The following is a 19,937-nucleotide window of genomic DNA, read 5'->3' as shown; positions in this document are numbered from 1 at the left end:
GATGTGTGAAGACTCGAGCGGAGCAGCGCTCCATGCCTGGCTCCAACGTAGACACCAACAGGGATATCTCAGTTGTGTTCAAAGCAGCAAGAAAGTTTTGCGAGTAGCTCGTTTGGGAGAGAGCGTCTTGCAGTAATAGCTGCGCGCAGTCAACTCCAAGACAACGAAAGAAAATATGAGCCGATTCGGACATCGTTCGGCTTGCGAGAACCGGTGAAAACCCCGGGCTGTTGAGCATGTTATACGCCTGGTCTCACCTGCTATTTTGCCGCAATGCACTCGGATTCTGGCTATCTTCGCAGGATATGAGCGTGCGCAGGAAGGACAAATGACGTAGGTGCGGTTCTCCATTTTCTGCCCTATGTTCTCGGGCGAGATGACAGTCAGGGCAGAGTTTGGGTCGGTGTAGTCACGGAGATGGTGGGCGCGAGTGAGATCGTTGCATCAGGAAGAGACAGGGTTTGTGTAACGGGGTTCCAGACAGCTTTGACCGCGATGGGCGAGAGGATGGTGACGGTCGTGGCCTTGGTGACGGGTGCCGCGGTGGAGATCTCGATTCGGAAGGGCCGGTCGACGAGCTCGTACTCCGCCTGCTCGTAGCTGGCGAGTGGGTAGGGGTCGTCCTTGCGCTCGATGGTGATCGTGGTATCGGAAAAGGTTTGGGCGGTGAGGTACTCGCTGGCGTTGGTGAGGCGGAAGCTGTCCGCGGTGAGGGATGCAAGGGCTTGTTTGGGATGCCATACCTGGGTGTAGTTGTGAGGTGCGGGCGAGTCGATCTGGTCGATAACGACGGTGGGGCCGTTGGCCTGGAAGACGACGGTACGGGTATAGCGGTTCAGATCGGTGTAAACGGAAGTGAGGTCGATCTGGATGAGGGAGATCCTGGGGGTGATGCGGGATACGGGGATAGAGGGAGCGGTGCCGAAGACGGCGTTACCAGGCAGGTGCTGGCTCTCCGGATTGTGGTCCATGAGGATCGTGTTGTGCCCGATGGCCTGCACGACGAAGGTTGAGTAGGCCGGATCCTTGTAGTAGTCGCTGTATCCGGCCTCACCCAGCCAGAGGGTCCCGTTGTGAGTGTAGAAGAGGCTGCCTTGATCGTTGTGATTGTGGTTAAAGTTCTTTCCCGCGCGGATCGACAGAACGGTAGAGTCATCGCGGAGAATGGCGACGCCGCGGTCGGGGAAGAGCCGGGAGACCGGAGCTGGCCCAGGCGCATTGGTAGGGGTGATCGCTGACTCCCAGAGGACGCGCGGGAGGATCTGGGGCGAGTTTCTGTCGAGGTTTTGAAAATAGAAGTCGGTGAGCGATGGGGATTGATTCAGTGCGGCTAAGTAGGCCCAGGTATTGGAGGGCTTCAGATCGACGTGACTGTCTCCGTAGTCGAGTAGGCCCGCTGTGCCGTAGGTGGCGGAGCGAAAGTAGGTGTCGGCGGGCAGAAGCGATGCGTCGATGGATGTTCCGAGGATGCGCTTGATGGCAGCAGCGGCGAACGTACTGCCTTCGAGATCGAACCGGTGGTAACTGGCTCCTTCGCCGTAACTGCCGTCTGGGGTGTAGGCGGCGCGGACGTGATCGCGCTCCTTCACGTATAGCCCAAGAGCATATCCAGCAGCGTTGGGGTCGGGGTTGGCGAGAGCGGCGAGGAGTGCTCCACTGACAGTGTTGCCGATCCAGTTGCTGGTATTGAACTGGAGGCGGTCTTCGTGGACGTACTCCTCGTAGACCGGCTGGATGGCTTGTTTGAAGAGGGCCTGGTCGAGGGCCTTGCGTTCCTCCTTGGGCAGGACGTCGCCGAGAAACTGTTCGGCGACCACGAGGTTCTTAGCCATCATACCGACGGGGTAGTAGCTGTGGTATCCGTGGGCGGGGAACCAGGGGTGGACCCAGAGGGGCCAGGAGGCGATGGCGGCGATGAGCCGACGGGACTCCGCGAGGGCGGCAGTGTCGCCGGTCGCGCGGAAGTCGATGGCGTCGAGGAGGGCAAGCTCCGGCGACTGGGTGAGGAGCACGAAGTAGGACGCCAGACCAGGGAGAAGGAAGCCGGGGTCCATCTGGGAGATGTTGCGGCCCATCTCGGGATGCGCGAGCTTGCGGAGTTCATCGCGGCGCCTGTGGACCGCAGCCAGGAGTTCCGGAGTGAGCGTCTGGGGCTGGTCGAAGAGAAGGGCTTTCTTAGAGTGAACCAGGAGGAGAGCGGTGGTGTCTGTGGTTGAGGTGGTGAGATGTATAGTCCAGAGGCCTGAGACAGTCGGTCTGACCGCAATGCTGGTGCCAGTGCCGCTGGCTGCGATGGTGTTGCCGGGACCAGTAAGAGTCCACTTTGCATCTGCGGCTCTTGCAAAGGTCAGGTGGACATCTTCGTTTGGCGCGATGGAGCGCCGAAGGTAGTAGATGGCTCGTGCTTCGTCCCAGAGAGCCTCGGGCTGCGCGAGCGGGAGATGAGCGAGCCCCGAAGCTTTGAGGTCGACATCAGAGATTTCGAAGCGCTCCTGGCGCCTGGCTACTCCTTGCGGGAAGTTCGCAGTGACGGCTATTGCGGTGATGGGTTCTGGAGATGAGGTGAGAGGGATCGCAAGAGTTTGCCAGTTGGTAGAGGGTAGGGCTGCGGTGTGGTGTTCGGCTTCGCGCTCTCTATAGATCGTGATGTGGACTTGAGTCGCGACGTCTGGGGTGCGGGCCCTAAGGTGGAGAGACGAGCCCGCAATCGCGACCATGTTGAGGCGTTTGATGAAGCCGAGTTGGAAAGGCCCATCCTGGGTAGGAGAGGCGGCGCGCTCCAAAGCGCTCTCCGTCGGTGTGGTGTGGACTTGGAGGGTGGGATCGTAGCCTGCGTCTTCGGCGAGCGGAAAGCTCTCCCAGCCGTCACGGGAGCCGGAGTCCGCGGCAGAGCCTGGGTTTGGAGTGAAGTGGCTTTGGTACTCGGCCGAGGTGAGCCAAGGCGCATGTGGAGTTTGTGTCTGGGCCGTTGATGCGAGGGCGGCTACAGTTACTCCAAAGGTGTACGCGGCCCTCCTCGCGTTGAAACACCATGAGCACAATATGGGGACCCAGTCGCTTCTTTCAGTATGACAAGTGCCTCCAGATCGATTCATCGCTGGATGACCCGGTTGCTTAGCTTGCCTATTCCGGTGACCTCGCACTCGATGAGATCGCCTGCTTGCAGGAGGCGATTGCGGGCCACCCCCACGCCGGCGGGTGTGCCCATGGACAGGACATCACCGGGTTCGAGAGTAAGAACCCTGCTGATGTAGACGATGGCCTCCGCGACCGAGTGAATCATGGCGGTGGTTGGAGCTTCCTGAACGGGTTCTCCGTTGAGGTGCGCGTGTACGGTAAAGGGTTCGGTTATCTCGTCTACAGTAACGACGTATGGTCCCATCGGAGCTGACCCATCAAACCACTTTCCGACGAGCCAGTCGTAAAAGTTGTCGTTGGAGCGGAGCTTGCGATCCTGCATCATTGCGTTGAGCTTGCGCTCGGAGACGTCGTTGACGATCGTGTAGCCCCAGACCGCGTCCATTGCGTTGTCAAGGGTTGCGTTGCGGATGCGGGTGCCGATCACGACGGCCAACTCGGACTCGTAGTCGAGGGCGTGGTTGGCAGAGGTGAGGGGAATATCGTTTGTGGGGCCGATGATGGTGGTGCAGGGCTTCATGAAGAACTGCGGCGTCAGGTTATCTTCAGGTGCGGCCTCGAAACCCGATTCGACGACGTGGGCGCGGAAGTTCCCGGCGAGAAGAAGGAACTTGGGCGGGTTGGGGATTGGGCTCTGCCACAAAGCGGGTATGTCCTGGCTGGGAGCGCTTGCGATGACGTCCTCGATGATTGGTTTCCACTGGGACCAGTCGCGGATGATAGCCACCAGGTCGCGGGTACCGGTGGCTGCGGACAGATCTACGATTCTCCCGGCAGACTCGGCTGCCATGAACGTACGGTTGCCTGCTGCGGCAATGCCTAGTCTCATGCGGTCACCTTCGAAGCGATGACTTCGGCGAAGACTTCTTCTATAGCTTTGAGAGTCGATTCTACGTCAGCCTGATTGTGAGCCGACGAGAGGAACCAGTTGCCGCGGGGGATGATGCGTACGCCGCGATCGACCATGGCAGAGACAAAGATAGTATAAAGGTCGTTGTCCATCGCGAGGGAGCTGCGGTAATCGGTGATGGCCTGTCCGACAGGGAGGTTGGCGCCCTGCACGGGGAACCCGAGGTAGAAGATGGCTCCGTAGCCCTGGATGACGGCCTGGATGTCATGTTTCGCGGTGAGATTACGGATGCCCTGCATAAGAGATTGGCCGGTTGTCTCGAGGGTGTCGTAGACGGCGGCTCCGTCTTTCTCCAGAAGGTCGAGGGTGGCGATGGCCCCGGCGACGGCGGCCGGGAGGCTATTATAGGTGCCTCCGTGGCCGACCTTGCCCTGGGCGATGAGGCCCATGAACTGCTCGCGTCCGGCGAGGCAAGATATGGGCATGCCGTTGGCGATGGCCTTGCCGAAGATGGTGAGGTCGGGCTTGATGTTGAAGCGGCCCTGCGCACCGGCAAGGGAGAGCCGGAAGCCGGTGATGACCTCGTCGAAGATGAGAACGACGCCGTGCTGGGTGCAGAGGTCACGCATGGCTTCGAGATAACCGGGGAGCGGAGGGATGACGGCGGTGTTGCACATGACCGGCTCGGTGATGATGGCGGCGATCTCATTGTGGTGCTGTTCGAGATACTGCGAGAGGACTTCGATGTTATTCCAGGGAAGGACTACGACGTGGCTGTCGGCCCCGCTGAATTGGCCGGAGGACTCGGCGAGAGTCGCTGGATGGAGGGCGTGGCCGGCGCGGGTGGGATCAGGCGAGAGGCTATAGAGAATGTTGTCGAGCCATCCGTGGTACTGGCCTTCGAACTTGAGGACGGTCTGGCGGCCGGTGGCGGCGCGGGCGAGGCGAAGGGCACCATGCACTGCTTCAGACCCCGAGATGCCGAAGCGCACGAGGTCGGCGCACGGGATGATGCGGGAGACGCGCTCGGAGAGTTCGTACTCAAGCTCGTGCTGGGCGGCGTAGATCTGGCCGCGCCAGAGTTGGTCTACTGTGGCTTGGACAACTTCCTTTGGGGTGTGGCCCAAGAGAAGAGGGCCACGGCCGAGGACGTAGTCGATGTACTCGTTGCCGTCGACGTCCCATAGATGCGAGCCAAGGCCGCGATCGAAGAAGAGCGGGAAGGGCTTGTCCCCGAGGCGGACGTTGCTGCTAACGCCGCCGGCGAGGGTCTTCTTCGAGCGGGTTAGGTCGGCGATGGAGCGGGCATAGCGCTCGGGGGTTGCGGTCATAGGGATTCCTTGGTGTAGGGCTGGACGGGGACGTTAGCCCCGGTCGCGAGGGACTCGTGGATGGCGGTAAGGACGGCCGTTACTTTGCGGCCATCGTGCACGTTGACTGCTGGTGGAAGGTCTTTTCGGATGGCGTTGACGAAGTCGTCAAGGCAGGAGGGGAAGGCTCCCCGGAGGGTGCCGAAGACGTCGGCGGAGAGGAAGGTTTTGGGGTACGTGAAGGCGGTGGGGGTGCTCATCTCGAGGCTCTCCCGCTTGCGATCGAAGTGGAGGTGACCGTGCTCCCCGATGACGCTGATAAAGGAGTCAACCATGGTAGGGAAGGTGTTGGGATAGATCCAGCCAGACTCAAAGGTTGCGATGGCTCCGCTGTCGTAGCGGACCTGCGCCTGGATCACATCGTAGGTGTCGATGCCCTGCGCGACGAGGACGCGCCTGACGCCCCAGGCGTGGGCTTCGATGGGCTCGGCGTTGAAGAACCAGGTGACAAGGTCGATGTCGTGGCAACTGAGGAACCAGGCGGGTGTGGTCTGGTGGGCCCAGTTGATGTACTTGGTTGGTACGAAGATGGTGTCGACCTTCCGGGCGTAGGAGGTGACGGGTGCGCCAATGTCGCCGTTGGCGATGGAGACCTTGCCCTGATGGTAAGGCGCAAGCCAGCGGTGGTTGAAGGCCACCTGGACCTTGAGGTTGGTGGCCTCAGCAAGAGCCACGATAGCATCGGCCTCCGGGAGGCTTGTGGTCATGGGCTTTTCGAGGAGGACGTGTTTGCCGTTGAGGAGCGCGCTCTGGGTCGCGGCGAAGTGTTCGTCATCGGGTAGAGCGATGCAGACGGCGTCGATATCGGCGGACTCGGTGATAGTGTGCCAGTCGCCGGTGGCAAGTGGGACGTTGAAACGCGCGGCGGCTTCCCTGGCGCGATTAAGGTGCTTCGCGGCGACTGCAGTGACTTCGGCGTAGGGGTGGTCCTGATAAATGCGGACGTACTGCTGGCCCATGATGCCGGCGCCGATGACACCGATGCGGATCTTCATCGGGCACTTGCTTTCTGGAGAGCGTTTAGTAGTTGTAACGTTTCCTGTTGCAATATGTCTCCGGCGATAGCGGAGACGCGAGAGGCGACGACCTCGTAGCCAGAATCGCGGGTGGCTTCGTGGTCAGGGAGGTAGCCGATGTAGTTATTGGTGAGGCCGAGGAAGATGGTCTTGGCGAAGGGCGAGGCGGCGCGGATGCCGAGGGCGACGCGGGCGAACACCTCGCCGGGCAGGGTGATGATGGCCGTTTCACCCAGCAGGATTGCCGCACATTCGATAGAGAGCGTCTTCGGTTCGGGAGCGTCGGACTGCTCATAGAGCTTCGCGTAATACTCCTCGATACGAGCGAAGAGAGAGTCCTGACGAATGGCGAGCATCTCGGCATCCATGCGTTGGGGATCAATTCTTCGGCCAGCCTCTTCGCGGGCTTGGGTCATCGCGACCAGCGGTTCATACCGCTTAAGCGGAAGAGCGACCTTATGCGACAGTACCTTGACGCCCGGCGCTTCGAGTGCCAGATTCTTCAGGCCAGCGAGCACAGCATCCGCGAGTCTTTCGCCGAGCCGCTGCGCGGTGGCAAAAGTGCGGAACGGATCGATCACGCCCACGGCGCTGAGGTTGCTCTTATGACCGATACTCAGATCACCTTGCGCTCCGTTGAAATAGAGGGCTTCGACGCTTTGGCCCAGCACACTCTTCAGTTTTGCGAGCGTATAAAAAGGGAAGTCCTGGGTGAAGCTGAGTGTATCCGGACCAAGCACCGTTGTGTGGCAGGCGTAGATGACCGCGACGGCGGCGGCCTGGCCATCCAGCTCTTCGATGAAGAAGACCCCTGCGAATGGATCGACCGGAAGTCCATCCGGAGTGCGCCGATTGACGGCGATGCCGGCGACCGGCACCATGCCCGTCTTCAGGGTACGCGGCCTTTTATTGTTGCTGGCTGTAATCGCCACGGTCACAACAACGCGACGAAGCGACTGGAGATAGGCTACGTCGAGCTGCTGCCCTTGATAGAAGAGGTCGACCGTGACAGGACCGCAGTGGGTGTGGGTTGCGGCGAGAAAGATATTGCTTGCCGGAATGCCCGTAGCCTCTTCGATGTCCCGCCTCACGGCCAGCGAAAACTCCGCGGAGACGGCGATGACGTCGAGGCTCATGAGCACGGTCTGCGCACCGTCATCATCGAAGACGAGCGCATGGGCATATAGATCATCGTGGACGGCATCGGCGACGCCCTTGCGCGCGTCAAAGCCTGCCATCTCGCAGCCGAGAGGCGGGGTGATGCGGGTGCGGGCAAAACCGATGAGCCACTCAGGCATGCTGGTCTCCGGTGGGGATGCGGGCGATGGCATCGATCTCAACCTTTATGCCGAGGCTCAGCATGGACTGGACGGTGGTGCGGGTGGGCAGGACGCCTTTGAAGAACTCCTGGTAGACGGCATTGAAACGGCCGAAGGTCTCGATATCGATGAGGTGCACGGTGCACTTGACGACGTCGGAGTAGTCGCATCCGCCGGCCTTGAGGACATCGCCCATGTTGCGTAGGGTGAGGCGGACCTCTTCTTCGATGGTTCCGGCAACGGCCTGTCCGGTAGCCATGTCGATGGGGCCCTGGCCGGAGACGTAAAGCCATCCGTCGACGATGATGCCGTCGGAGTAGGCTCCGGTGTCGGCGTTCTTGTTGGGGTTCTTGATCTGCTGGACGGCCATGGGCTTCTCCGGTGCGTTGAGGTTATGAGTTACGATAGCGCCCCGCGGGGTAAATTCGTATGAGATGTGTTGGGGCTTGTCCAACGAACTGGACGGGGAAGGGTTTGCGCCTTGACGTGCGGGGTGCGGGACCGAACAATGAGATCTCCATGAAAAACAAGGGAACGGCTCTGAAGCGGGTGGGGATTGTTGGGCTTGGCCTAATGGGACAGGGGATTGCTGCGTGTCTGCTGGCGCACGGAGACGAGGTGGTGGCCTTCGACGTGGATGCGTCGAAGCATGCGGCGACTATAAAGCACGCAGCCGCGGCGCTGCGGGAGTTAGAGAAGCAGAAGCTGCTCGGCGCGGACATGGCGAAGAGTTGGAAGAACAGGCTGCATGCGGCTGCGAGCATGTCCGATCTAGCATCGTGCTGGTTGGTGATCGAGTGTGTGAAGGAAGATCTTGCACTGAAGCGGGAGATTTTCGCGCAGCTAGATGCGGTAATGCCGAAAAAGACCATTATCGCGTCGAATACTTCGAGCCTGCCGATCTCTCTTTTGCAGGAGGGACGCGTGGCTCCGGGGCGATACATCGGCATGCACTGGGGAGAGCCCGCGCAGATCATGCGGTACCTTGAGATCATTCCCGGAGAGAAGACGAGCAATGCTACGGTGAAGGCTTGTCTGGCGTTCGGTGTGGCCTGCGGCAAGGAGCCTGCCGTGTTGAAGCACGATATCCGTGGGTTTCTGTCGAACCGGCTGATGTACGCTATGATACGCGAGGCCTGCTACCTGGTGGAGAGCGGAGTGGCGGATGTGGAGACGGTGGACCAGTCGTTTCGCAATGACATTGGGTGGTGGGCGCTGTTGGCGGGACCGTTCCGGTGGATGGATCTGACGGGGATTCCGGCGTATGCGGCGGTGATGGAAGGTTTGCTGCCGGAGTTGACGACGAGCACCGAGGTTCCGATGACGATGCAAAGGATGGTGAAGCGCAAGGCGCTGGGGATCGCGAATCAGAAGGGATTTTACAAGTACACGAAGGCAAGCGCGGAGCAGTGGGAGAAGGACTGGGGGCAGTTCACCTACGACATGCGGAAGCTCGCGGAGAGGTATACCCCGAAGGTATGACGACGCAATCGAAGATGATGTCGTGGTCTCTGCTGTTCTCGTGCAACCTGATGTGGGCGCTGCAGTTTACGTGTATCAAGTTGGTGCAGGATCAAGCCGGGCCGCTGTTTACAGTGTGGTTTCCGACGGCGATCTCGCTGGCGGTGCTGTATCCGTTTGTGCGGGCGGAGCGGAAGGCGAATGGCGGGGTGCATCCGCAGGTGATTGGCAAGAAGAGGCCGAATCTGTTTGCGGTGTACCTCGTGTTGTGTGTATTTGGGGTGATTCCGGGGCAGTTGTTCATGACGTGGGGGACGCGACTTTCGCTTGCGAGCAATGCGGCCCTGCTGACGCTTGTGCTACCGGTGACCACGGCTATATTTGCCGTCTTCTTCTTGAAGGAGAAGATGACTGGGCTGCGGTGGTTGAGCTTTGCGCTCGCGGTGTTTGGTGTGGCGCTCTGCTCAGGGCTGGATGTGCACAGTGTAAGTTTGAACAAAGGCCAGTTGTTTGGAAATCTGCTGGTATTCGCAGCGATTTTGGGGAGTTCGTTCTATAACTCGTACGGCAAGGCGGCACTCGACTGGCACTCGCCGATTGAGATGCTGTTCTGGACGTATGTGGGGCTGACGATTCTGATGACGCCGTTTGTGGCGGTGCTGGAGCGATACAGCTTTCGTAACCTGCCGCACTTTACGCTGACGACGTGGGCCGGGCTGACGATGCTGATGTTGTTCCATACGACGCTGTCGATGATTCTGTTTCTGAAGGCGTTGAAGTCGATTGATGCCATCCAGGCGGCGCTTTCTAACTACCTAATTGCTTTCTTCGGACTGCCGATTGCTGCCATCTGGCTGCATGAGCGGATCAGCGTAGCCGCCGCGGTGGGTGGAGTTCTTGTGCTGGCGAGCACGATGCTGATTACACTGCTGGAGAAGCCGGCTACAGTAGAGACTGTCCTGCCCTGATGACGTGGAGGATGCCTTCGGGAGCTCGGGTAGGGTCTTCGTAGGTAGCGAGGCTGCGGATGGTAGCGGGGTCGTAGACGGTGATGTCGGCGGCGTAGCCTTTGCGCAGGAAGCCGCGATTCCCGATTCCGAACCGTGAGGCAGGGAAGCCGGTGATTTTGTGGATGGCGGTCTCGGTGGTCATCCACTTTCGATCTCGACACAGATTGCCTAGTAGTTCTGGGAAGGTCCCGTGAAGGCGGGGATGGGGACGGCCTTTGACGTAGAAGCCGTCGCTGATGATGATGGCGAGCGGGTGATTGAGGTTGCGGCGGAGATTCTCTTCGCTCTGGTTGTACTCGAGGATATTCACCTGTCCGCGCTCTTCGAGGAGAAGATCGAAGACGGTGTCCGCGGCGCGCTGATGGCGGAGCGAGGCAATCTCTTCGAGAGTCTTGCCGACTAGGGATGCGTTGGCCGCGGAGCCGATCGCGCTGACAATGAGTTCGCTCCAGAGATTGGCCATCGTGTGGAGCATCTCGTCTTCCATGCGGTCCCGTTCGGCCTTGTTGCCGAGACGATGCATGAGGGTTTCGGTACCGCCTTCGAGCACCCACTGGGGAAGAAGCTGCGTCATGACAGTGCTGCCGGCGGTGTAGGGGTAGCAGTCAAAGGCGATGTCGACGCCGCGAGCGTGTGCCTCTTCGATACGTTCGAGGGCGCGGTTGTTGAGGTCGCGGTTGGCGCGGCCCACGGCTTGCAGGTGCGAGATCTGGAGGCGGCAGCCGGTGCGTTCGGCGAGGACGATCTGCTCGTCGATTGCTTCGAGGAGGCGGAAGCCGTAGTCGCGCATGTGGGTGCAGTAGATCTTGTTGAAGTCGGCGACGACCCGGCAGAGGCGGATGAGTTCCGCCTGATCGGCGGAGGAGCCGGGTGCGTACATGAGTCCGGTGGAGAAGCCGATGGCACCCTCGGCAAAGGCGCGACTGAGGTAGCCCTCCATGGCGACGATCTTATCTTCGGGAAGGGTGTTCATCTGGTTGCCAGCGACGGCGATGCGCAGGCTGCCATGGCCGATCAGAGAAAAGACCGAAGCCACAGACTGCTTGCTGTTGCTCTGGGCAAGATAGCCCCGTGCGGATTCCCATCCCCAGTGCTCGTTGCCGCAGAAGATGCCATTGGCGAAATCACGAAGCTCGGTGGCGTGGTCGCCCTGCGGATAAGGAGAGAAGCCGCAGTTGCCGACGACCTCCGACGTAACGCCTTGGAGAAGCTTTTCGCGGCGGCCTTCGAGGATCTGCAGGTCGGAGTGGCTGTGAGCGTCGATGAAGCCCGGAGCAACGATGTGGTTGGTGCAGTCGAGGATGCGTGCGTCGGGCGGGATAGGGAAGTTGCCGATGGCGGCGATGGTGTCACCATCGAGGAGGACGTCACCACGGAGAAGCGGCACACCGCTTCCATCTGCGAGTGTGCCGCCTTGTAGCACGAGTTGTTCGGTCATTGCTCTCACCCGTGTAAGCTACCTTGCTTGCCGTTAGTTTGCAGCTTCGCGGAGAGGACGCTTTGAACGCCTTCGAGAGTGAAGTCGACGTCGGCCTCAGTGTGGGCTGCGGATAGCGAGCACTGCTTCATGGGGAGTTGGAAGAAGTAGATGCTGCGATCCAGGAGATCGCGGCGAAGATGGTTGTCCTGTTCGGGGTCGTTGTTGGAGATGAGGTCGTGCCAATCAAGCGGGAGATGATCCATGAAGTAGGTGCAGAATGCCGAACCCTGGCGGGCCACAACGGCCCTGTTGCCGGTCTCCTTCAAAATCTTTTCAAGACCGGTCTGCATGCGTGCGCCCAGGGTTTCGAAGTGGGTGTAGATGGCTGCGTTGTTCTCGGCGAGACGCTTGATGGTGGCGATGGCGGCGGCGGTAGGGACCGGGTGTCCGTTGTAAGTACCGGCCAGAAGAACGCGATTCGACGCGTCGGGGCTGACGAAAAGGTCCATAAGATATTTCTTGCCGGCAATGACGGCGAGGGGGTATCCGTTGGCGATGGCCTTGCCGTAGACGACGAGGTCCGGTGTCACCTTCGCCAGACTGGAAAAGCCGCCCAATGCGTGGCGGAAGCCGGTTTTCACCTCGTCGAAGATGAGGACGAAGCCGTACTTGTCGGCTAGGGCGCGGAGACCTTCGAGGTAGCCGGGCTGCGGGTGGATAAGGCCGACGTTCTGGAGAATGGGCTCGGTGATGAAGGCCGCGATAGGGTACTTGCGGCACATAGCTTCGACAGATTCAAGGTCGTTGAAGTTGACGGCGTGTACGAGCTCGCTATGTCCGGCGGGGATGCCGCCGCTAATAGGAAGGAAGGGGTACTCGTCTGCGTTGCGGCGGGGACCGAGGGTGGAGAGGGGAGTCATCAGGTTGCAGGCGACGTCATTGTGCCAGCCGTGGTATCCCCCTTGGGGCTTGATGATGTGATCGCGGCCGGTGGCGGCGCGGGCGAGGCGAAGGGCCTGGTAGGTGGCCTCGCTGCCGGTGTTCAAAACCTGGATGCTGTCGAGGAAGGGAACGACGTCGCAGATGAGGCGGCCGAGCTCGCCTTCAAGCTCCGTGGTGCCGGAGCCGAAGAGGCTGCGGCCTTCTTCGATGACGCGAAGGACGGCGGCGTTGACATGGCGGTCGTTATGGCCGAGAACATATGGACCGAAGGCGGCGTGATAGTCGAGGTAACGGTTGCCGTCTACGTCCCACATCCATGCGCCTTCAGCCCTACGGAAGACGATGGGTGGATCGACGGCGCGGTTGGTGGAGACGACACCACCAGGGATAAAGCGGGAGTTCTCGGATAGGATCGCTTGCGACTTCGGATAAAGAGTCATGGGCCTTCTTCAACAACCTTCTTCCACGGCTTGAGTGGAGAGTATCAGTGGCGGAGATCTCACTCTACGCAACGGGAGTGACGAACCGATGAGCAACAGCAGCCTTGCCGTGGATGCCGTCCAAAAGACTGGACGACACCCGGCAAGGGTTAGAAGACCAGCTTGCCGCCGAGCTGCAGCGAGCGGTTGGGCTGGTTGCTATTGGTCGAGGTAATCAACCCAGCCGTGCTTGTGTTGGAGATGTTTGCTGAAGGGGTTCCAAAGTTCGGATGATTGAGCGCGTTGAAGGCATCCAGGCGGAGCAGGAACTGCACCCCCTCAGAGACTGCTGTTTTCTTCTCCAGGCTCAGATCGAAGCCGACCTCAGGGGGACCAATCAGGCTGTTGCGACCGGCATTGCCAAAGGTGAAGTTATCCGGTGCGGTAAAGGCGGCCGCGTCAAAGTACCTTCCATGCTGGCTGTGCAAATCGTATGGGTTCGCGCCGGTAACCTTGTTCGGGCGCGTGGCATACCAGCCGACGGTCGAGGTTCCAACTGGAACTCCTCCGCTCGCGTTGGTTGTGGTGCTGGGAATGGTGAAGCTGGGCGAGAATGGTGTGCCCGAGCGAAGCTGCGTCAGGCTGGCAAGGGACCATCCGTTGACGACGCGCTCTCCAAAGCCATGGCGGTGGAAGGGCAGATCGTAGGTTGCCTGCAAGAAAAAGTTGTTTTTGTGAGTACCATCCGAGTTCCCTTTGTCGCCACCTGGGTTGTAAGGATTCTGAGTGGTACCGCTGATTGGCACATCGTCCAATCCGCTGTTCCAGGTATAGCTGGTCTGGAGATAGAGTCCGTTGCCGGTGCGCTTGGTTAGTTCCACCTGCATCTGGTTGGTGAAGGCATAACCTTCCGTGATGTTGGTGAGTATACTTGCCCACGGCTGGAAGCGACGCCCAGCCTGCAGCGAAGTAAGAGGACGCTGCGCTGTGGGGAAGTTCTCGTCGAAGACGTAATACGGGGCATGCGTGGTTTTATTGCCAACGTAGGAGACGCGGAAACCAGCTGCTGCGGGCAGCGCCTGTTCCACCGTCAGGTTCCACTGCTGGATGCGGGCATTCTTTCCGTCACGCTGCGACGCGTAGATGGTGGGATTGGCGGCCACCGTGCCGGTACCCGGGAACGGGTTGGCTAGTGTCAGCGTGGGGGCGTAGGCTGACGTGCTCGTGTAGCTTTGCGTGAGCAGAAACGGGAAGTTGAGCTGCGAGATTCGGATCGGTCCGATACCCGGAGGGATCAAGCCGTAGTAGATGCCATAACCACCCCGCAACACGCTCTTTGCATCCGCGGTGAGACGGTAGGCAAATCCGACGCGCGGACCATAATTGGTCTTGTCCGTCAAGGTGACGCTGCTGCCCCAGCCGTTTGCTTCGGAGGTGGTGTAGGTCCCGGGATAGAGCGCCAGCACGGTTGCATTGGCGTCCTTCGAGATGACGCCGCCTGAGCTACGGATGACCAGCTTGCCGGTGTCGAAGTCAAAGTTGCTGAAGTCGCCGTTCTTCTCGTTCGGTGTCGTCTGCACCTCATAACGCAGGCCTAAGTTCAAGGTCAGGCGTTGCGTGACCGCCCAGTCGTCCTGTCCGTAGAACTCGTAGTTCTTATAGGTCTGATTGATGGCGATCTGCGGGGTGGCGCGTACCGTCGAGGCTGGATCACCCAGCAGGAAATCAGCAAACGCGTCGCCCGTCGCATTGTATGTGGGGCTACTGGTAGCCGTTCCCGGAGCGCTGGAGGTGTACTTGCCCGTGAAGCCAAAGGTCCCCAGCGAGCTGGATGTGGTACCGGACTTGATGATGACGTTGTTGAAGTTGACGGAGGCACCGAACTTCATGGTGTGCCTGCCGCGCACCAGCGTGAAGTTATCGGCGATCGACTGCGTGGTCTCGGGATTGTGGCCAGCGCCGCCCGTGTCGCCAACGGCGGTGTAGTTCGTCATATTAACGGTGGACAGACCGCCGATCCGGAACGGACCGTAGAGGCCAGGGAACAACGAGGTGGGATCGAACGATGCATTCTGACCTAGGCGAATGTTGCGGTGCGAGAAATAAGAGTAGTGAATCTCGTTCAGCATGCGTGGCGAGAAGACAGACACATCGCGGAGCATGCCTTCGACCGTGATGTAACCGGCATTCTGATAGTTGCCATACTGTGCCGGCGTCCCGTTGCGTGAGAAGTACGGATTGCCGTAGGCGTAGTAGCCTTCTGCTGTCAGCGCGTTCAGCCGATTCAGATTGTGATCCAGCTTGCCGGTGTATTTGAAGTCGTCATATTTGTTATTCACGGTCTGGAGGAGATTGTTGGTTGGGCCGCCGGAGGCAGATGCTCCGCTCGACGCGACATTGGCATGTGGAATATAGGCAAGGATGGCTGCGGCACGCGAGTCAATCACCGTGATCTTATTGCCCGGGATGATCGTGCCCGTGGATGAGTTCCAGAGCTGCTTGGTCGTGCCGGAGAAGTCACCGGTGCGCTCCGCATCCGTCGGAACCGTGAAGAAGTTCGGTTTGCCATTGCGCTGAATCAGCGTATCCACTGCGAACAAGAAGAAGGTCTTGTCCTTCCAGATCGGGCCGCTGACAAAGCCGCCAAACTCGTTGCGGTTCAGGCCCGGCTTTACCACAGTACCCGCGTAAGCAAAGTAATCACGCGCGGCGCCGAAGCGATTGCGGTTGAAGTAATAGGCCTCGCCGTGGAACTTGTTGGAGCCGGATTTGGTGGTCATCGAGATAGCCGATCCGCCCTCGAACTCGGCCTTCGCAACGCTGCTCGTTACCTTGATCTCCTGGACGATCTCGGTCGATGGCAGTGTGGTCAGGTTGGAGTCATAGGAGTAGGCCGCGGCGCCATTCGAGATATCGTTCACCGGAACGCCGTCGACGTTATACATCGCACCGTTCCAGTGCAAACCGCCGGAGATCTGCGGATTATCGGCGTTATCGTTCGTGTTGCCGGCAACAAAGACGAGAGCACGGTCGATGGTGCGGCCGTTCAGAGGCAGACGCGCGACAGCCGTTCCTTCCAGCACATCGCCGATCGTAGAATCATCGGTTGTGATCGACGTCGGCGAAGCGGAGACTTCTACCTTGCTCTCCGCCGAACCCAGCGTAAGTTTTACATCGTTACGAATAGACGCGGACACCAGAAGATGCACATGCGCGATATCGGCCGTGGCAAAGCCAGGAGCCGCTATCGTGACGTCGTAGTCTGCCGGTTGAAGGTTCGGCACGCTGTAGGTACCGTCCTTGGTCGTGAAGCCCTCCACCATCTGGTTGGTTCCCACGTTCCGCACGCTCACTTTCGCATTGCCTACCGCCGCGCCGCTTGGATCGGTGACAAGGCCCACCAGGGCACCCGTGACCGACTGCGCCAGAAGAGTTCCGGGGACGAAACACAAGCTGAGGAGAAGAAGGTATGCGAGAGAGAGTCGTTTCATAAAGGTGTCCTCGTGTCGAAAAGTAGTCACAATTACTTAAAGCGTTAGAGAGGGAACTCTGGATCGCCTGCCCGCGCGTCTGCGGATACATGGCTGCCTGCTCGGAGACGAACCATGCGAAAAGCAGTTAATTCCCGGGTGCGATGATTCACTTTCATCCGTTTGCAACATATTGCCAAGAGAGGAATTTGAGATTGGGGGTGGATCGTCCAATGGCATGGACGCAGTTGCGCTTTCAGTGCAAAAGAATGGAGTTTGCGTTGGGTATACGGCTTAGCGCGGGTATCCTGCTGACACGATGCTGAAGCGATGGATGCTGCGGGGTGGGCTGTTTGCGGGGTTTGCGGGGGTTGCCTGTGCGCAGCATGCTGCGTTGCTGCCGCGTGTGCAACAGGTACGTTATGGCACGGGAGTTTTGCCGCTGTGTGAGCTGGCTGCGCCTCCTTCTGGCGCGGACGCGATTGTGTTGGATGAACTGCGAGCGATGATACTGTCGCGGTGCCCGGAGCATGGTGTGAAGCCAATTGCCCTGAGTATTGAGAGAGCCGGCGAAGATCTACCCGGGACCGATGATGCCGCGCTGAAGGACTCGCGCGAGGTTTACAGCATCTCCGTGCGGGCCGATGGAGTGACTCTGAATGCAAAGACCTCCGCGGGTTTGTTCTATGCGGTGCAGACTCTGCGGCAGATGGTGGAGGGGAGTTCGCTCCCCTTAGCGGACCTGGTAGATGTGCCTTCGATGCCGTATCGCGGATTCATGATGGACATGAGTCATGGTGCGGTGTTGACCGTTGCCGAGGTCGAGAAGCAGATCGACGTGCTGGCTGCGTTCAAGGCCAACCAGTACTTCTTCTATGTGGAGACGGACCTCGATCTCGACGGCTATCCTCTGCTGCATAAGGACTCGAACTGGACCAAGGATGACATCCGCACGATCGTGGCCTACGCGCGGGAGAGGTACATCGATGTAGTGCCCTGCGTAGAGCTGTATGGCCATCTGCACGACCTATTTCGGCTGGAACGTTATAGCGATCTTGCCGCGCTGGAGCATGGTGGTGAGGCAAATCCGGCGGATGCGCGAGTGCAAAAGATCCTTGAGGACTGGCTGCGACAGTATGCGGCTTTGTTTCCAAGCAGGTGGCTGCATCTCGGGTTCGACGAGCCATTCGAGTTGGAGCGGGCGGGAAGCAAGGCCGCAGGCGGTGTTGCTCCGGACGTGTTGTGGCTGCAGCATCTGCAGACCCTCGCCAAGTTGACGGCGTCGTTGGGGAAGAGGCCATTGTTCTGGGCGGATATTGACGAAGGAGCGTACATCTTCAACAAATACCCGATGCTTGCGGCGGGGCTGCCGAAGGGCGCGATCGCAGTGCCATGGTTCTATGACGCGAGGGCCGACTACAGCAAGCTGCTGGATCTCTTTGCAACGAATCATGTACCGATCCTAGTGGCGACAGGGATCTCTGACTGGGATAGCATTGTGCCTGACTTCGAGAGCAGCTTCATCAACATCGATGGCTTTCTGGCTGTCGGCCGTAAGGCGGGTGCGATGGGAATGATGAACACGGAGTGGTCGGACTCGGCGCTTGCGCTGCATCGCGAGGCTCTCCCTGCGGTGGCGTACGGAGCGGTGGCGGCATGGCAGGCGGAGCCAGTGGATCGGACGCACTTCTTCGCCGAATATGCACGGGTGCGCTATGCTCCGACGGCGGCTGCGAAGGCTGCGGATGCGCTTGCTGAAATCGAGAAGGCGCAGGCTCTGTTGCGGGATGCGCTTGGATCGGAGACGAGCTTTCGGATGTTCGATGACCCATTTCAACCGTTGGTGATGCGGCGGATCTTGGTACACGCGAAGGAGCTTCGCGACGCTCGTCTGGCTGCGGAGTCGGCTGAGGAAAATCTAATCACGGCGGGGAACTCCGATGAGGTGGAGAGTCTTCTGCTGGCGGCGAAGATGCTGGACTTCGCGGGGATGAAGTTTCTATACGCTACGGAGATCGCGGCGAACTTCCATGCGCTGCCCGCGAAGCCGACATCCTCCGACATTAGCTACTTGCTGAAGCGGGAGACAAGCTCGCGAAACCATAGCCGAGTTGGTGATCTGATAGATATTTCCGGGGAGCTGGAGGAGCTGTCCACACGCGAGTGGGGCAAGCAGTACAAGCCGTATCGGCTGGCCACGGCACAGGCTAGGTGGAGGGCGGAGCAGGAGTTCTGGAGGCACTTCCAGGCGAGCGTCTGGACGGTGACGCGCAGCTTCAAGGAAGGAAATGCACGGCCAACGCTGAACGACGTGCTGGCCGTGCGATAGGAGCTGCTAGACCGGCTTCTTGAATGGGACATCTCTTAGAACTTTGAGGTCATCGTCGGTGAACGCCGCGCCGTGAAAAAGCGAGACGCCGGGTGCGCCGAGATCGCGTGCCGCGTTGATTTGCTGCACGATATTTTGGATGGTGCTTTTGCCGGAGGTCGAGTCGAGCGCCATACCGGCGTAGACGGGACAAGAGAGTCCGATGTCCGAGATAGTCAGAGCAAGCTGCTCTCGGAAGATGTTGATGTCGGATTGGTAGACCTGGGGGATGAAGTAGCGGAGCCATCCGGAGTTTGCCCAGCGGCCCCAGTCGCGGCCACGGATGCGATCGTGACGCCAGTCGAAGCCGCCGTTGGCGGAGAGCGTCATCTTCGCATGCCTTTGCGCCATCTGATCGCGAACCTCTTCGACGAAGGCGCTGTTGCCGAGGGTTCGGAAGTCTTCAGCGATCTGGGTATCGAGCACTTCGGTGAGTTTGCGGCCGTGAAGCTGCTCAAAGACCGAGCGGCAGAGAGGGCAGACACAGTACCCCTTCGTGCCGTATCCGGGCTCCTCGATGTGGAAGCCATTAAGCTTTGGGTAGCGGGCGAACGTACGCTCAAGCTGGGCTTGCATCCACGCTCGTGCCTGGTAGTGCTGCGGACACACGTTGTCGGGGCGTTGCGCGTCGAGCTTCATCAGAGTCTGGTTGGGAACGACCTCGTCAAGGCGCTTGGCCATCCAGTCTTTGCTGCCGCCCATGGCAGGGTCGAACTCAGGAGATGCGGGATCGCGGTAATCGGTGAAACTGTACCAGAGATCGACGTCGAGTCCTTCCTTGCTTGCTTCTTCGATGAGGTAACCGAGGTAGTCCCACTCTGCGGTGGGATGGAGCTTGCGATACTGCGGGTGATCCAGCGCTGCAAGGTAGCCACTCACGGTCCAGGGAAGAAGCAACGTGAAGTTGGCGCGGGCGTAGCGCTCGACGGTAGCCTTGATCTGCGCCTTTCCGGTCTTCTCGTCGGGCGAGGTGTGCTGCTCGGGATGGATCCAGATTGCGCGAACCTCTTTCGAGGGTCTGGGCGCGCGCGGAACCTGGGTCATCTTCTGGACCGGAGCCGTCTGTGCGGCGATCGGCAGAGCAGAGGCCGCGGCTGCGGTGGGAAGAAGCTGGAGGAGCCTGCGGCGGCTTAGTGAATCACTCATGCGTGCAC

Annotated in this window: 13 protein-coding genes; 3 read left to right on the top strand and 10 right to left on the bottom strand. The window is 59.8% G+C overall.

Going from position 1 to position 19,937, the window contains the following annotated elements:
- Positions 1 to 383: 383 nt before the first annotated feature.
- Genes GRAN_RS22835 through GRAN_RS22810 form a run of 6 tightly spaced genes read right to left on the bottom strand, consistent with a single transcriptional unit; the run spans position 384 to position 8,063 of the window.
- Positions 384 to 3,041, bottom strand: coding sequence for a heparinase II/III domain-containing protein (locus GRAN_RS22835; RefSeq protein ID WP_128915387.1), 2,658 nt, complete (start codon positions 3,039 to 3,041; stop codon positions 384 to 386).
- A gap of 50 nt (positions 3,042 to 3,091) precedes the next feature.
- Positions 3,092 to 3,967: a fumarylacetoacetate hydrolase family protein gene (locus GRAN_RS22830; protein ID WP_128915386.1), complete on the bottom strand. Its 876-nt coding sequence runs from the start codon at positions 3,965 to 3,967 to the stop codon at positions 3,092 to 3,094.
- Positions 3,964 to 5,319: an aspartate aminotransferase family protein gene (locus GRAN_RS22825; protein ID WP_128915385.1), complete on the bottom strand. Its 1,356-nt coding sequence runs from the start codon at positions 5,317 to 5,319 to the stop codon at positions 3,964 to 3,966. The genes GRAN_RS22830 and GRAN_RS22825 overlap by 4 nt, the downstream gene beginning before the upstream one ends.
- The gene (locus GRAN_RS22820; RefSeq protein ID WP_128915384.1) at positions 5,316 to 6,353 is read right to left on the bottom strand and encodes a Gfo/Idh/MocA family protein; all 1,038 of its coding nucleotides are present in this window, start codon (positions 6,351 to 6,353) and stop codon (positions 5,316 to 5,318) included. The genes GRAN_RS22825 and GRAN_RS22820 overlap by 4 nt, the downstream gene beginning before the upstream one ends.
- The gene (locus tag GRAN_RS22815; RefSeq protein WP_161571122.1) at positions 6,350 to 7,672 is read right to left on the bottom strand and encodes a neutral/alkaline non-lysosomal ceramidase N-terminal domain-containing protein; all 1,323 of its coding nucleotides are present in this window, start codon (positions 7,670 to 7,672) and stop codon (positions 6,350 to 6,352) included. The genes GRAN_RS22820 and GRAN_RS22815 overlap by 4 nt, the downstream gene beginning before the upstream one ends.
- Positions 7,665 to 8,063, bottom strand: a complete 399-nt coding sequence (locus GRAN_RS22810) for a RidA family protein (protein ID WP_128915382.1) — start codon at positions 8,061 to 8,063, stop codon at positions 7,665 to 7,667. The genes GRAN_RS22815 and GRAN_RS22810 overlap by 8 nt, the downstream gene beginning before the upstream one ends.
- Before the next feature lie 149 nt (positions 8,064 to 8,212).
- Between GRAN_RS22810 and GRAN_RS22805 the strand changes: the two genes are divergently transcribed.
- Both GRAN_RS22805 and GRAN_RS22800 read left to right on the top strand, forming a co-directional pair.
- The gene (locus tag GRAN_RS22805; RefSeq protein WP_161571121.1) at positions 8,213 to 9,175 is read left to right on the top strand and encodes a 3-hydroxyacyl-CoA dehydrogenase family protein; all 963 of its coding nucleotides are present in this window, start codon (positions 8,213 to 8,215) and stop codon (positions 9,173 to 9,175) included.
- Entirely contained in the window at positions 9,172 to 10,122 is a 951-nt protein-coding gene (locus GRAN_RS22800) for a DMT family transporter (protein WP_206662834.1), read from the top strand. Before GRAN_RS22805 ends, GRAN_RS22800 begins: the two co-directional genes overlap by 4 nt.
- Here the strand turns inward: GRAN_RS22800 and GRAN_RS22795 are convergent.
- The 3 genes from GRAN_RS22795 to GRAN_RS22785 form a co-directional block, all read right to left on the bottom strand.
- Entirely contained in the window at positions 10,097 to 11,602 is a 1,506-nt protein-coding gene (locus GRAN_RS22795) for an N-acyl-D-amino-acid deacylase family protein (protein WP_128915380.1), read from the bottom strand. The two genes, GRAN_RS22800 and GRAN_RS22795, sit on opposite strands and share 26 nt — an antisense overlap.
- Before the next feature lie 5 nt (positions 11,603 to 11,607).
- A complete protein-coding gene (locus tag GRAN_RS22790; RefSeq protein ID WP_128915379.1) occupies positions 11,608 to 12,966 on the bottom strand; it encodes an aspartate aminotransferase family protein in 1,359 nt (452 codons plus the stop codon).
- A 149-nt stretch (positions 12,967 to 13,115) separates the two neighbouring features.
- On the bottom strand, positions 13,116 to 16,436 hold the full coding sequence (locus tag GRAN_RS22785; RefSeq protein ID WP_128915378.1) for a TonB-dependent receptor: 3,321 nt from the start codon (positions 16,434 to 16,436) through the stop codon (positions 13,116 to 13,118).
- Between the two features lie 298 nt (positions 16,437 to 16,734).
- On the opposite strand from GRAN_RS22785, the gene GRAN_RS22780 reads away from it, so the two are divergent.
- Positions 16,735 to 18,744 carry a family 20 glycosylhydrolase gene (locus GRAN_RS22780; RefSeq protein ID WP_128915377.1) on the top strand — a complete coding sequence of 670 codons (2,010 nt, stop codon included), beginning with the start codon at positions 16,735 to 16,737 and terminating at the stop codon, positions 18,742 to 18,744.
- Positions 18,745 to 18,750: 6 nt separating this feature from the next.
- On the opposite strand, the gene GRAN_RS22775 is transcribed toward GRAN_RS22780, so the two are convergent.
- Positions 18,751 to 19,929, bottom strand: coding sequence for a family 10 glycosylhydrolase (locus tag GRAN_RS22775; protein ID WP_128915376.1), 1,179 nt, complete (start codon positions 19,927 to 19,929; stop codon positions 18,751 to 18,753).
- Positions 19,930 to 19,937: the final 8 nt, after the last annotated feature.

The sequence above is a fragment of the Granulicella sibirica genome, from assembly GCF_004115155.1.
Classification (GTDB): domain Bacteria; phylum Acidobacteriota; class Terriglobia; order Terriglobales; family Acidobacteriaceae; genus Edaphobacter; species Edaphobacter sibiricus.
This window is presented reverse-complemented; position numbering and strand designations above follow the sequence as displayed.